The 14,307-nt window shown below is 59.3% G+C and carries 12 protein-coding genes and 1 pseudogene; 6 read left to right on the top strand and 7 right to left on the bottom strand.

The window, feature by feature from the left end:
- The 5 genes and pseudogenes from istB to ASD03_RS35085 all read right to left on the bottom strand — a co-directional run.
- On the bottom strand, positions 1-599 hold a 599-nt coding region (istB, locus tag ASD03_RS35100), incomplete at its 3' end, for an IS21-like element ISRsp2 family helper ATPase IstB (protein ID WP_057218701.1).
- A gap of 11 nt (positions 600-610) precedes the next feature.
- Positions 611-1,933, bottom strand: a pseudogene (istA, locus tag ASD03_RS35095) (IS21 family transposase); the annotation flags it as partial.
- Between the two features lies 1 nt (position 1,934).
- Positions 1,935-2,176: sigma factor-like helix-turn-helix DNA-binding protein (locus tag ASD03_RS40980; RefSeq protein WP_244494736.1), on the bottom strand; the 242-nt coding region annotated here is incomplete at its 3' end.
- 142 nt (positions 2,177-2,318) lie between these two features.
- Entirely contained in the window at positions 2,319-3,230 is a 912-nt protein-coding gene (locus tag ASD03_RS35090; RefSeq protein WP_082557484.1) for an IS3 family transposase, read from the bottom strand.
- On the bottom strand, positions 3,227-3,661 hold the full coding sequence (locus tag ASD03_RS35085) for a transposase (RefSeq protein ID WP_057218636.1): 435 nt from the start codon (positions 3,659-3,661) through the stop codon (positions 3,227-3,229). Before ASD03_RS35085 ends, ASD03_RS35090 begins: the two co-directional genes overlap by 4 nt.
- A 634-nt stretch (positions 3,662-4,295) precedes the next feature.
- On the opposite strand from ASD03_RS35085, the gene ASD03_RS35080 reads away from it, so the two are divergent.
- A complete protein-coding gene (locus tag ASD03_RS35080; protein ID WP_082557483.1) occupies positions 4,296-7,193 on the top strand; it encodes an MASE1 domain-containing protein in 2,898 nt (965 codons plus the stop codon).
- 31 nt (positions 7,194-7,224) lie between these two features.
- Here the strand turns inward: ASD03_RS35080 and hmpA are convergent, their stop codons facing one another.
- A complete protein-coding gene (hmpA, locus tag ASD03_RS35075) occupies positions 7,225-8,439 on the bottom strand; it encodes an NO-inducible flavohemoprotein (RefSeq protein WP_057209141.1) in 1,215 nt (404 codons plus the stop codon).
- A 24-nt stretch (positions 8,440-8,463) separates the two neighbouring features.
- Positions 8,464-9,162 carry a DUF1971 domain-containing protein gene (locus tag ASD03_RS39825; RefSeq protein WP_057218634.1) on the bottom strand — a complete coding sequence of 233 codons (699 nt, stop codon included), beginning with the start codon at positions 9,160-9,162 and terminating at the stop codon, positions 8,464-8,466.
- Between the two features lie 71 nt (positions 9,163-9,233).
- Here ASD03_RS39825 and ASD03_RS35065 point away from each other — a divergent pair, with 71 nt between their 5' ends.
- The 5 genes from ASD03_RS35065 (at position 9,234) to ASD03_RS35045 (ending at position 14,295) form a co-directional block, all read left to right on the top strand.
- A complete protein-coding gene (locus ASD03_RS35065; protein ID WP_057209136.1) occupies positions 9,234-9,683 on the top strand; it encodes an Rrf2 family transcriptional regulator in 450 nt (149 codons plus the stop codon).
- Positions 9,684-10,036: 353 nt separating this feature from the next.
- Positions 10,037-10,954, top strand: a complete 918-nt coding sequence (locus ASD03_RS35060) for an MBL fold metallo-hydrolase (RefSeq protein ID WP_057209133.1) — start codon at positions 10,037-10,039, stop codon at positions 10,952-10,954.
- Positions 10,955-11,630: 676 nt separating this feature from the next.
- Complete coding sequence (locus tag ASD03_RS35055; RefSeq protein ID WP_057209130.1) at positions 11,631-12,377, top strand: SDR family oxidoreductase; 747 nt, start codon at positions 11,631-11,633, stop codon at positions 12,375-12,377.
- A 523-nt stretch (positions 12,378-12,900) separates the two neighbouring features.
- Positions 12,901-13,629 carry an alpha/beta hydrolase gene (locus ASD03_RS35050; protein WP_244494742.1) on the top strand — a complete coding sequence of 243 codons (729 nt, stop codon included), beginning with the start codon at positions 12,901-12,903 and terminating at the stop codon, positions 13,627-13,629.
- A 300-nt stretch (positions 13,630-13,929) separates the two neighbouring features.
- Positions 13,930-14,295 (top strand): hypothetical protein, encoded by a 366-nt coding sequence (locus tag ASD03_RS35045; RefSeq protein WP_244494735.1) that lies wholly within the window; start codon positions 13,930-13,932, stop codon positions 14,293-14,295.
- Positions 14,296-14,307: the final 12 nt, after the last annotated feature.

Genomic DNA, 14,307 nt, shown 5'->3' with positions numbered 1-14,307 from the left:
GCTGTGATCAGGGTGGATTTTCTCTGATAGCGCTCCTCGACGATTTCGAAGAGGTGGAAGCGCTGCTGATCGGAGAGCGCATGTGTTCCAAAGTCATCGAGAATGAGGAGCTGGACGCGGGTGAGCTTGTCGATAAGGCGAGGGAAAGAGCCATCGAGGCGGGCAAGCGCGAGATCCTCGAACATGCGCGGCACGCGCACATAGAGGACGGAGTGACCGAGCCTTGCCGCTTGCCTGCCGAAGGCGCAGGCCAACCAGGACTTGCCGGTGCCGGTGTGGCCGGTGATGATCAGGCCCTCATGGGCGGTGAGCCATTGCCCCTGGGCCAGCGCCATGGTGTTGCGCCGGTCGAGACCGCGGGCGGCGGCGAAGTCGATATCTTCGATACAGGCTTGGGGAAAGCGTAGTTTGGCGGAGGCGAGCCGGTTACGGATGCGCTTGTCGGCGCGCAGGGCGACTTCGCGGTCGAGCATCAGGCCGAGCCACTCATCGCGGCTGAGCTCATTGGTGCCGGACTGCTCGGTCAATTCGCGCCAGGCGGCGGCCATGCCCGTCAGCCCGAGGGCCTGCATCTGGTCGAGGGTGGGRTTTGTCAGCATTCTTGCTTCCTTCACTGRTAGTAGGATCGGCCACGGATATTGGTATGCGCAGGCGTGGGGGCCGCATGTTCAGCCTGCGGTCTTTCCCGGTCGAGGCCGGATTTGAGGATGGAGGCGACGGAGGAATAGGTGACGGCATTGATGGTGAGCGCCCGCTCACAGGCGGCATCGAGGCGCTGTGATCCATAGCGCGGCGCCAGCGACAGAATGCCCATGGCCGAGCGATATCCCTGTTCCGGATGTGGCCTGTCGCGCATCATGCGTTCGACCAGGATGGCGGCATTGGGGCCGATCTGGGTCGCACGGCCGATCAGATTGGCCGGCGTGGTGTTGGCATAGCGCTGATGYGCCTTGGGCATATGGTCATTGATGGTCACGTGGCCGGAACGCTGGGAGCGGCGAACATGGCTGGCGACACGCTGGTGATCGTGGAAGATCTCGACCACCCGGTGGGTGAGCCGCACCTGCAGGGTGCATCCGATCAGCCGATGCGGCACCGAGTAGAAGATCTTGTCGACCTCGACATGATAGTCCGGGTGAACCTTCGCCGACTTCCATTCCGCATATTCGAACGGCATCACCGGCAAAGGCTTCAATGCTGCCCGCGCCGTGTTGAGGGCGGCAAGCGAGAAGAAGGTGCGGTTCCTGAGCCGGGCCAGAATCCAGCGTTCCACRATCAGCACCGCGCCTTCGACCCGGCCTTTGTCGCGCGGTTTCCTGCTGCGTGTCGGCAGGATCGTGGTGTCGTAATGCTCCGCCATGGCGGCGAACGTCGCAGTCAACGTCGGCTCGAACCAAAGGGSCTTGGCCACCCCYGATTTGAGGTTGTCGCACACRATTGCCTTGGTGACCCCACCATAGAAGGTCAGAGCACGCACCTGGCCGTCGATCCAATCCGGCAACTGCTGGCTAAAGCTGGCATGGGCGAAGGTCAGGTTGGAGGCGCCCAGCACCGCGACAAAGATTTGGGCCGGATGGATGACACCGGTCGCCGGATCGATCACCGGCAYCGTCGGCCCGGCATAGTCSGTCTGCATCACGGCGCCCGCCGCGTGCCGATTGCGGAACGCTACACTCGTGCGCTGCCKAAAGGCGGCAACCTGCTCGCAGAACCAYGTGAAGCCGTAACCATCGGGATGGTTGGCACGGTATTCCTGCCATAGAAGCGTCAGCGTCACCCCTTTGCGCTTCAGCTCCCGAACCACCACCGCCCAGTCCGGCTCGCYGAGATCGCGCGGCGGTCGACCGGCTCGGCCGAACAGCCGCCGCTCCAGCTTTGCATCCTCGTCCGCGCCGACTGGCAACGGCCACGAAAGCCCGGCCTCCCGAGCTCGNGGCGGTCGACCGGCTCGGCCGAACAGCCGCCGCTCCAGCTTTGCATCCTCGTCCGCGCCGACTGGCAACGGCCACGAAAGCCCGGCCTCCCGAGCTCGMAGCAAATAGGTCGATACCGAGCTCTTGCCGATCTTCAGCCGCTCGGCAATCTCGCGCACCGAAAGACCCTCTTCGTGGGTCAGGCGCAGAATSGTCCGGATATCCCTCACTGTCGTTCGTCTTGCTTGCTTCCGTCTCGSCATCGGCCCCTCTCAACGTTGTCGTGAGAGGCTTAACCAACAAGACGGCGCAGCCGCGAACCAACCGYCAAACCGCCGCCGGAAAACTGTCCGGGATTTAGCGGAATCACTGTCCGGGAATTACTGAAAACGGTGGAATGCACCCTTACAGTGAGACATAGAAATTGCAGGACAATTGCCGGCTTGTGAGTTCAGGTACGGCACTTGCGTGCGACGACGATAAGGACTGTTCGTATTCCTCCGGGGTGAGGTAATCGAGCGCTGAATGCAATCGTTGCCGATTGTAAACGTCTTCAATGAAGCTGGCGATACGTCGCCGGGCGTCCGAGGCATCGCGATAAGCCAATCCTGCAACTTCTTCCTGCTTCAAGGTTTTCATGAAGCTCTCCGCACGCGCATTGTCATACGGATTGCCCACCCGGCTCATACTCGGCTGGATCCCATGCGCGTGGAGGATGTCAGAATAGCTGCTGCAAGCGTATTGCACTCCCCTGTCCGAGTGGTGAATTAAACTGCCCGCGATTGGAGCGCGTGCGGAGATCGCCATTTTCAGGGCGTCGACTGCAAGGCTGGCCCGCAAGTGGAGTTCCAGTGCCCACCCGATGACCTTGCGGCTGAAGGCATCGAGCACAACCGCCAAATAAGCGAACTGCTCGGCAAGGTGCAGATAGGTGATGTCTGCGACCCAAAGCTGGTTAATCCCTGTCAGTTCCATCCCCCGAGCCAGGTTTGGGACGACGCGCCAGCTATGCTTGGAATCGGTGGTCCGGGGTACGAACGGCCGATTGCGCAAACATAAGAGATTGTCTTCTCCCATCAAACGCAACACACGTTTGTGGTTCGCCTGCCAGCCCTCCCGGCCCAGAAGAGCGCCAATCCGGCGATATCCATAATGCCGATTGGCCAAGGCCAGCCTTTGGATGACATCTCGTAGACCGGTTTCTTCCTGACGCGGCGCTGATTGCTGCCAGTACCGGTAGTACCCCGCCCGGCTAACACCAGCCAGACGGCACATCTGTTCGATTCCTGTCGAGCCTTGCGGCATGCGGGCTGTCATTTTCTGGATGACTTCGAAGACGCCGCCCCTCCAGGCGCGTCTTTCTGCTGTTGACTGCCCCTGACATGCCGCAAGGCTTCTTGAAAAAAATCGAGTTCAACCTGTTGCTGGCCAATCTTGCGTTCAAGTTCGACAATGCGGCGACGGGCTTTGGCCAATGCATCCGCACGACGCTGTTCAGCCGATACTGCAAAGCTCGCCGCCAGGGTTTGGGGATCCGGCGGTGCCTCGGGCGGGGGCTGTTTCTTTGGCCGTCCCTGCCGGGCCGGCGTTAGATTGCCGCACGTTCGTAGCTGCTCACGCCAAGCATACAAGCGTTGACGGTGAATACCCAGTTCGTCGGCCAGACGGCTGACGTTCTCCCCGTTGTGCATCCGCACGAGCATGGAGAGCTTCTCTTCTTCGCTAAATCTCGGCTTTCTTCCAACCATTTCCAGTTCCTGTATTCGAGAAACTGTCCGCTACTTAATATGTCTCAGTTGAGGGGTGCATTCCAACGGTGTCCGGAGATTACCGGAAACCCTGTCCGGACTTTTCCGAAACCCGCAATCAACGCGTTCGAAAGCTAGAGGGCAGCGAGTCCTCTCTAACAGCGCGCTCCATCGCTCTATGCCGGGCAGAGGTACGTCGAGGATCGTCAGCGTCGTCACTTCCTCGCGATACTGAGCCGCGTAGGCGTATGCGCCCATGCCGTGGCCGGCCAGATTGATGGGCGGGCCGAGTTTGAGCACTTTCACGAGCTTCTCGATATCCGCAGCGATCGCCGCTTTCTCATAGCCCGCCGGAGGCTTTGCGGTGTCGTCCAGTCTGCGCCGATGCGGAGCAAGTCTTCCGGAAGAAACGCGCCTGGGCCCAGGCGAAGAAGACCTGTCGTGCCTGCAGCCGGCTTTTTATCATTGGCTTCCGTGTAGATATGCCCGATAGGTGTTGAGCGGACCGGCTCGGGAAAGAAGACCGATGCCGCGGCCAAGCAGGGGATCGCCGGGGTATGCCAAAACGCGCTCGCACCCGCAGCGTTGATGCCGTTGAATGCATAATCCGGTTCGACTTCGACAGGAACAGGTCTTGATGAGCGTCCGATCACATCGCCCCCAAGCGCTCCACGCGGGGCTGTTTGTCGCGGCCTACGTTGCGGGCAGCGGGTTTGCCCACCTTCTTGCAATCATTCCTGGGACAGGAATATCAATCTGGCCGCCGAGCGGCTTGTTCCTTGCGACCCTTGTCCTTGCCTCGCAACGCAGTTGGCCCTGGTGGATACTGGTGGGGCTCGCAGGCGAACTTCTTGGAAATCTCGCCTGGTTTCACAATTCCATTACCGTCGCGACCCTGATCTACGTTGGAAACGCTTGCGAAGCTGCGTTCGGCGCATGGCTTTTAAAGCGATTTTGCGGCGAACCGGTTCGGCTAGAGACTTTGCGCGAGGTACTGGCGCTGCTTGTACTGGGTGCCAGTGTCGCACCAATCTTGAGTGCAACGGTAGGTAGCGCGACGCTTGCTTGGTTTGACATCCAAGCCTTTGCCACAGCTTGGCCGCTATGGTGGATCGGCGATGCCACCGGGGTTGCCATCATCGCACCCCTGGCTCTTGTGGTGTTCCAGAATTGGCGTGGAAAGAGTGAATTTCTCGCGGCGCGCTGGACCGAGGTCTGCGCTCTGGCGCTGGTGTTTCTTGGAATCGCCGCTCTTTCCTTGAGCGGCTTTCTGCCCTACGCATACATCATCATGCCGCCGCTTCTCTGGGTCGCGGTCCGTTTCGAATTCAAGGGTACAGTTCTCGCCCTGTCTTTCCTCGCGCTCATCACTGCGGCCTTCACGATTTCCGGCACAAGCCAGTTTGCGGGCGACGCCGAATCTCAACAACACAAACAAATCATGCTGCAGCTGTTTCTGGGCATCTCTGCGTTTTCTGCGTTGGTCGTGGCAGCGATCTCTAGGCAGCACCAACTGGCACTTGTCACATTGCGTCGGAGTGTTGAGACTTTGCGGGAACGCGAACGTGAACTTTCGCAGTTGGTCGACCTTGTGCCCGTGCAGATCAGGCGACTGACCCCAGAGGGTCAGCCGATTTTCTTTAACCGCCGACTACTCGATTTCTTTGGTTTGAGTGACGTAAATCAACTGGACCGGCCGGGCATAAGTCGTCTGAGCGCGGCGATTCACTCTCTCGTGCATCCCGAGGACGCAACGCGCCTGTTTGATGCCGTCAGAAACTCGCTGGTGACCGGCGAGCCATATTCCATGAAGTATCGCATGCGGCGGGCGGATGGAGCTTATCGTTGGGTTGATGGGCGTGCGGAGGCGTTGCGCGATGACGACGGAAAGATCGTGCAATGGCTCGTCATCTCGCTCGATATCGACGACGAGGTGCGCGCACAGGAGGCAATGCGCGACAGTGAGCGGCAGCTTCGGCGCCTGGTCGATGCGGTACCTGCGCAGATCTGGTGTTCGAACACCGAGGGAGATCCAACCTACGTCAACAAGAGGCTAAGGGATTTCATTGGCTTTGATCTCGAGGACTTCGATTCCCCGGATGAGCCAAGAGGGGAGGTCGCGCGTCGGCAACAGGTCCATCCCGACGATCTGGTGGCTGTCCGTGATCATTTGGCCAAGTGTCGGCGCACCGGTCAGGCGTTCGTTATGCGGTACCGAATGCGACGCGCTGACGGGACGTACCGATGGGTGGAGGGCCGTTCGGAGCCTTTCCGCGATGAGGACGGCTCCATTCTGCAATGGTACGGTGTGCTTCTGGATATCGACGACCAGGTGCAGGCCGAGGCAGCCTTGAGGGAGAGGGAGCGCTTTCTCTGGCAATTGGTAGAAACCCTGCCGCTCATGATCGACTGCGCCGCCCCCGATGGGGAGCCAATATTCCGCGGGCAAGGCCTGAGAGAGTTCCTCGGCTACGAATTGCAGGCGCTTGATGGTTCCGGAAAATCCCGGCTTGAGGGGACACTGGATGCCGGGGTTCATCCCGATGACGTCGAGGGCGTCAAGCAGCAATATGCGCGTTGCCTCGCATCGGGCGAACCTTACGCGCGCCGACATCGTCTTCGCCGGTTCGACGGTGAATACCGTTGGGTAGAGACCCGAGCAGCTCCAATGCGCGATGCCTCGGGCGCGATCATCCAATGGAATGTCATCTACCTGGATATAGACGGGGAGGTTAAGGCCCAAGAGAATCTGCGCATGGCACAAGAGGGACTGGCACGCGCGGCCCAGGCGGCCAGTCTGGCCGAGTTGTCAGCGTCCATCGCACACGAAGTCAGCCAGCCGCTCTCGGCCATCGTCAACTCGACGGATGCTTGCGTGCGCTGGCTTGACGCGGACCCACCAAACGTGGAGCGAGCAAGAAAATCGGCCGTGCGCATCATTCGCAGCGCGAATTCAGCCGCGGAGGTCGTGCGACGGATCCGCGCCCTTTTCCAGCATTCCATGGATGTTCGCGACGCTACCTCGCTGGAGGGCATCATTGACGAGGTGGCCGATCTTGTGGCGGCTGAAGCCTCCAGGCAGCGTATCCGCGTTCAGGTTGAGATCGAGAGCAGCCAGCAACTGGTGGCATTCGATCGCGTGCAGATCCAGCAGGTCCTGATGAACCTTGTTCAAAACGGCTTGGATGCAATGGTGTCGGCGCCGGATGACAGGCTGCTTGAAATTCGGGTCTATCGCAAGGACGATGAGGTCTTCACCGAGGTTATTGATCGAGGTGGAGGTATTGAGTTTCCGGAGCGGATATTCGACCCGTTTTTCACGACAAAGGAAAGAGGGATGGGCATGGGTTTGGCTATCTGTCGCTCCATCGTGGAAGCCCATGGCGGAAAGCTATGGGCGGAGCAAAATGAACCCCGCGGCGCGAGGTTCATTTTCACGCTGCCAGCCGCGGCAATGGCCGCAGCAGGCTCTGGCGCCGGCTCTAACGAGAGCCACTCCATCGTGGAAAAGCTATCAGAAGGAGTACCATGAGGCACTTTTCTGAGAGATTACCTTCGGCCGCTCAGGCGGCAAGAAGTTCGTCCGATGGCCCGAAGAACTCGTAGTGCACCCGCTCGCTTGAAACGCCTTCCCTGACAAGAGCCGGGACGAGGGCACGAAGGAACGGTTTGGGTCCACAGAGGTAGTATTCGGCCTCGTGAACAGGTGTGTTCTCCCGAAGCCATTCCGCCGTGATGAAGCCATCAAAGTCGTGAGACAAGCCGGCCGCATCTTCGCTGCGGGGATCACTATAGAAACTGCTGATTTTGATGTTGCCGTGAGCGTTGGCGAGCTTGCGGACATGCTGATCCATGGCGTGAGTAGTGCTGTTCAACGCGCCGTGGACGAAGTGAGCTTCGAGGTTCGGATGCTCTTCGACGATTGTCTCCAGAATGCTGACCATGGGTGTCAGCCCGACGCCGCCCGACAACAAGACGACCGGTGCCCGAGGGATTTCCGGAAGATAGAAGTCACCCGCCGGAGGCGTGACGCTCAAGACCGTACCGACCGTCGCCGTATCGTGAAGATGGCGCGATCCACCTTGTCCATCCGCTTCCCGCTTGACAGAAATCCGGTAGGAACTGTCGCTCGGGCCGCTGGAGATTGAATAGTTCCGCTTGATCTCCAGGCCACTCTGAAGCTTGAAGCGCAATGTGAGGTATTGGCCGGGTTTGTGCCTCAAGATGCGACCGCCGTCCTTGGGCTCCAAGACGAATGATGTGACAACCTCACTTTCGCGAACTTTTGAGGTGATGACGAAATCTCTCCAGCCGTTCCAGCCGCCGGATTTCTTCACAAGCTCATCGCGTATTTCAGCCTCGCGTTCCTGAAGAACATCCGCCAGGAACCAGTAGGCCTCGCCCCAGGCATCCAGGAGTTCAGGTGTTGCCGCGCTTCCGAGCACGTCCTCGATGGCGGCAAGCAGTGCCTTTGCGACATAGGGGTAGTGGTCCGGCAGGATATGATAGCCAATATGCTTGTGAGCAATGCGCTCAACCACAGGGCCGAGCACGCCAAGGTTATCGATGTTCTGCGCATAGGCCAGAATGGCCGCGGCGAGCGCGTTGACTTGCGAGCCACCTTCACCCTGGTTGGCGTGATTGAACAGCTCCCGAATATGATCGTCTCGGAACATGCGGGCATACATGCTTTTTGTAATGTTCGTGCCGTGCGCGGCGAGCGCCGGGACGCTCGCCTTTACAATTTGGACTGTCTGGGATGAGAGGGGTTTCGGCATGGTCTTTCCTTTCGGTACGATGTGTCACAGGGGGCTGGGCTGGTGATCGTAGAAGTGCAGCTGGCATTTTACCGGGCCCACGATCTGCAGATGATGAGCAACGTCCGGCGGGATAATGATTGTGGCGTCAGCGCCTGCGTTGATCGCCGGCTGCGTATCACGGTGATAGATCAGACTGCCCTCGATCACGCTGAGCTTGACCCAGGTCCCGGATCGAAGCTGATGGCATTTCAGCAGTGGTCCGGGGATTGTGGCCTCGTTGAAGACGGGCGTGCTTCTATACGGTCGGCAGGAGATCTGGGGGGCCAAGGTCTTACAATCTGGGCGCTCTGCTCCAAACAAGGCAGCCGACAAACGCGCGGCTATTCTAGCGGCCCTTCGCTGGATCTCTGTCGCTACTTCGGGCTTGAGTGCGTCTGACGTGACCTTCTCCCAAAGTGCCAACCAGCGCTCGAACATTTCCGGCCGAATGTGTTTCAGGTGGATCAGATGCATTGCAACTGGGCTTCCCTTGTAACGCCCTGTCGACAGCATCATCGAACTCCAGAACGCCGTCATGCGTTCGAGATGATCGTCCCATTCGGTTATGGCGGTGAATGCTTCGTTGAGGAGCTGATCAACCCGAACTTCTCCGTAAAAGCGTTCCACGACCATCCGGATGTCTGCTTCGGTTATCGCGTCGGTACTCATCGCTTTTGCCTTAAAGATGTATCTGAAATGCATCTATTCGCTCGAGAGAAAAGATGCTAACGAAATGCATGTTTTTGGATTGGACTTTTTGACGCAGACCCCCGATGAAGCTCACGAAATACACCGACTACGCCATGCGATTGATGATCTATCTGGGCTCACGGTCATCGGGGCTTAGCTCGATCCGCGAAATATCGGATACATTCTCGGTCTCACAAAACCACATGATGAAGGTGGTTCAGGACCTTGCAAACGCACACTTCCTGGTGTCCGTGCGCGGCCGCAACGGGGGCATAAGGCTTGCCCGCCCTGCAAACGAAATCAATCTGGGAGCTCTGCTTCGCCACACCGAGGGCTTGACGGACCTAATCGATTGCGAAGGCTGTCGTATCGCACCGGCCTGCACCTTGCCGATCGTTCTTTCGGAAGCCACTGCGGCCTTTGTGGCGGTTTTCGACAAGTATACGCTGGCGGATCTCGTCGAGAGACGCTCGGCGCTCGGCACGCTTCTAGGCTTCAAGCCCGCAGACCTCCAGAACGCTTCCGTTTCTTAAGAGCGAGCTGGTGCCGCTGGCGCGCCATGTGTTGCCGCGGGATGGAAGCAGGAAATGGCGTTGCAACTGTCGTTTCTGCGGCTTGTCGCCTGCAGCTGCAAACCGCCGCCACTCAAGTGCTAACCCGCTGTTTTGACATGTATGTTTGAGAGTGCGGGGGATATAGCCATGCCTCGCCGACGCCCATTGAGAGCACGGCTACCCTATCCATTGGTTTGGCTCGACCGCCAACACGCTTCAACATAGCGTCGATGTCGTGGCTCGTGATCGACCCGTCTCGGTCACTCAAAACAGGAGTGCACCATGTCGCAGGCAGAAGCCGCACTCCGTACGATTGGTCAAAGGAGACAAAAATGAGCTTGGACAACACCGTTAATACCGGCAGGCCGGTTCCCGAAGAGCTGGTTCCATCGCGCTATGCGCTGCGGATCGGCGAGATTGAAGTGCTGGTGGTCAGCGATGGGGTGCTGCCGCTTCCAACCAAGATGTTGGGACACAACGCTGACCCGGCGGTGCGGGCGGCCTGGCTGGACGACATGTTTCTTCCGCAGGACGCTTTCGACTGGTCACTGAATGTGGTCGTAGTACGCAGCGGCAGTCAAACCATACTCATCGACGCTGGGTTGGGCTTGGACCCCGACTTGAACCTCCCACGGGCCGGCCAACTGGTCAAACGGTTGGAGGCGGCCGGCATCGATCTTGCATCCGTTACCGACGTGGTACTCACCCACATGCACATGGACCACGTTGGCGGGTTGCTCGTCGACGGGGTGAAAGACCGGCTACGTCCGGACCTGCGCATCCACGTGGCCGCTGCCGAGGTCAAATTCTGGGAATCGCCCGACTTCACCCAGGTCTCCATGCCGCCGGGGTTCCCGGACGCGCTTCGAGCGGCTGCGAAAAAGTTCGCGAATGAGTACCGTAAACAGCTGCGGCTGTTCGACGAGCAACATGAGGTGGCGCCGGGGGTGGTTGCCATTCGCACCGGTGGCCACACCCCCGGGCACAGCGTAGTCCGCCTGGCGTCTGGCGGCGACCGACTGACGTTCGCCGGCGATGCTGTGTTCGCGGTCGGGTTCGACCATCCGGACTGGCACAACGGTTTCGAACACGACCCCGAGGAGGCGGCCCGCGTCCGGGTCCGTCTGTTGACGGAGTTGGCGGAGACCGGCGAACAGCTGGTGGCCACGCACCTGCCGTTCCCGTCCGTTGGCCGCGTGGCGGTTGACGGGGACGCCTTCCGTTGGGTGCCGATTTTCTGGGATTACTGACAGTTGCTGAGCTGACGCTTACAGAAATGACCACCGCGTTTGAACCCAATCGAACGCTGCCAGGTGCGACGCCAGCCTATGTGCCGGCGTGCGCCTTGCGATTGCGAGCAGACTAATCGGCTCGCAATCGCGCTATATATGACGGTTGGCCCTAACCCAACCCAATCCGGCCTTGCAACGGAAGCGTCATACGCGATGCTTAGAGGAAGCTTTCCTTTTCGGCGGCAATTGCCCTTCAGTGCGTCCGTGCAACGCTCATGACAGCCATTGGGCTTTCGTATCGGTTCGCGGCAAGCGCTACTCCAGGTCAGCTTTGCGAGCAGAGCGTCCATTCCGCGAACCTGAATGCCCGAACAAACGAATATGCGCTCCAGAACGCCCATGGCATCGTCTCTTCCGGGTCAGCAGCCGCGCGACCTGAATGCGGTGCCGCGGCGGATGAGAGCAACCAACGACGACCGCCGGCTCGCTTGTGGGCGACAACGTCGACACCGAGATGGCGAGGCTCAGTGCTTTGACCGGCGCTGTTGCCACGAGCCGACAGGCGCCGGGGATGCGCGCACCTGCCAGACAATGCGCATTACCCGTTGCCGGGAACACATCTTGTTCCCAGGGGGCCGCTAATCGCGGGCCCAGACAAGATCTATCTCTGGCACGCAAACACGGAGATCAAAAAATGAAAATGCTTCAAGACAAGGTAGCCATCATCACCGGCGGTAACAGTGGTATCGGCAAGGAAACCGCTCGGCTGTTCGCCAGTGAAGGGGCCAAAGTCGTGATTACCGGCAGGCGGCAAAACGTTGTGGACGCGGCTGTCGATGAGATCGGCAACGGTGCCACCGGTTTTTGTGGCGATGCTGCCGACATCGCCGATCACCGGCGCCTCGCCGCAAGAGTTCGCGACCAGTTCGGCGCAATCGACATTTATATGGCAAATGCCGGCGTGATAAACCTCCTGCCTTCTTCCATGGTGACGGAAGAAGAATATGACCGCCATTTCGCCACCAATACGCGTGGCGTCTTCTTTGGAGTCCAGACGTTGGCTCCTCTCATCCGCGAAGGCGGAAACATCATCGTCACGAGCTCGCTCGCAGCGACGAAAATCCTGCCGCAGCACACAGTATACGCGGGATCGAAGGCCGCGCTTGCGGCCTTCGCACGCAATTGGGCGCTTGAATTCAAGGATCGCAAGATCCGGGTGAACATCCTGAGCCCTGGCCCAGTCGAGACGGAGATTCTTGGCAAACTTGGCATAGGTGAGGCTGAACGTCCCGCGTTCGAGCAACAGATGTCGGAGCTTATCCCAGCGGGCAGGCTGGGGCGTCCTGAGGAACTGGCGCGTGCAGCCCTATTCCTGGCGGCCACTGGAACGTTTGTGAACGGCATCGAACTGCACGTGGATGGTGGAATGTCGCTCACCTGATGACACCGAGGTCGGTTGCTGAACCCTTCTCGGCAACCGACCGCCTCCGCACAAAGTGGTAAGCAGTCATTGATCGGTGCCGCTCGGCTTCACTTCAAAGGCTTCAGGTTTGAAGCCGTGGTGCCGAATTCCATCGAATGCGGGTCGGCGCCTCTTGCCAATCAGGGGTTGTGGAAGGCGCGTCTTCCTAAGCAGCCCGGTCGAGCAACGCTGGTGACTGGACGGGTCATTTCCGGATGAATGTGCGGTCCCTGGACAGCGTTCGCCCCTCCCGCGCGCGCTGTTGCTCTGTCCACACCTGCCGTCAGCGGGGGGCGCCCATACCTAGGTTTGGGTTGAAGCATCCGGAAAAACCAACCCAAATCACGCCTAGCCTCAGGGAATGCGCCTGATGGCCACCGCCGCATTAGAATGTGGGCAACTCGAGCGGCGAAAACACATCCTCCGGCAAAATTAGAAGGACAAGGGAATGCACAAGATCGCAAAACTGGCTTTGGCGGTGGCGCTCTACACCACGTCGGCAATGCCGGGCTTCACACAATCGAACAAACCGACGATCGTCCTGGTTCACGGGGCGTTCGCCGATTCGTCGAGCTGGAACCAGGTCATTTCGCATTTGGAAAAGCATGGATATCCGGTCCTAGCGGTGGCCAACCCGCTCCGTGGCGTCAAGCGCGACGGGGATTATGTCCGGCGAGCCGTGAAGGACATCAAGGCGCCAATTGTCCTTGTCGGGCATTCCTACGGCGGCTCTGTAATCAGTGATGCCGCCGCCGGCATGGAAAACGTTCAAGCACTGGTTTTCGTGGCCGCATTCGCTCCGGAAATCGGGGAATCGGCGGCGGACCTCTCGGGTAAATTCCCGGGCAGCACACTCGCCTCGGCTCTGGGTGAGGCGGTCACGCTCGCCGACGGGGAGGGCAAGGACCTTTATATTGATCAACGGAAATTCCCGGCGCAATTTGCAGCCGACGTTCCGTTGGCGGAGGCGAAGCTCATGGCTGCGACCCAGCGGCCTATCACCGATGCGGCATTGGCTGAGCCCGCTCCGAAAGCGGCATGGAAGGTAATACCATCCTGGTTCATCCACGGAGATGCCGATAGGAATATTCCGCCACATGCGCTGCAGTGGATGGCCGATCGCGCAAACTCCAGGAAAACAGTTGTCGTTAAAGGTGGGTCACATGTCGTCATGATCTCTCATCCCGGCGAAGTCGCAAAGCTCATCGAGCAAGCCGCTTCGGAGAAGTAATTCTTTGTAGCAGGGGGGCCGGTGTCGGACACCCGACGCCGGCGGTTTCCCAAACGATCTTCCATATCGCGTGGCGTGACTTCGGCGCGCGCGCCGCCTCTCCCTGGTTAAAGGTGGCCGGGCGACGCTCCGGCCAATCCGGGTCGGATCTCCTAAACCTTGGTTTGGGAAGCCTCGCCTAACTCTCGGTGTTACCCTGATGACTGTCGAAAGCAGGAGAGAAGAATGGAACCCCTCAGATACCCCGTCCTTGCCATGATATGGTTTAACATACTGCTCGCCGCCTGGCTCTCGGTATACATGCTCTATGATCCGGAAGGATGGTATTATTTCGTCCCTGGCGTAACCAATACGGGCCTCTACAATCAGCATTTCATTCGAGATATCGGCATCATTCAGGGTTTCATCGCTCTGGCCTTCGCAATCGGCTGGTTCAAGCCGGGCCGTCGAATCGAGCTTTGGGGAGCTGCAACTCTCTGGCTGATCGCACACGCCATCTTTCATCTCTGGGAAGTTGCGGTCGGGATATGTTCGGCCTCTGTCATCCTGCGCGATTTTCCTGCCGTGAGCTTGCCGGCACTTTTCGGCATTGCCGCAACTGGCTGGGCCTGCGCTCGCGGTCAACGATTGGCTCCTCTACCAAAGGCAAAAGGGATCGTCTCCTGAAATCACGAAATC

This window comes from Ensifer sp. Root127 (genome assembly GCF_001425225.1).
GTDB classification, from domain to species: Bacteria; Pseudomonadota; Alphaproteobacteria; order Rhizobiales; family Rhizobiaceae; genus Ensifer; species Ensifer canadensis.
Note: the sequence above shows the minus strand (reverse complement) of the source record. Positions and strands in the feature narration are given on the sequence as shown.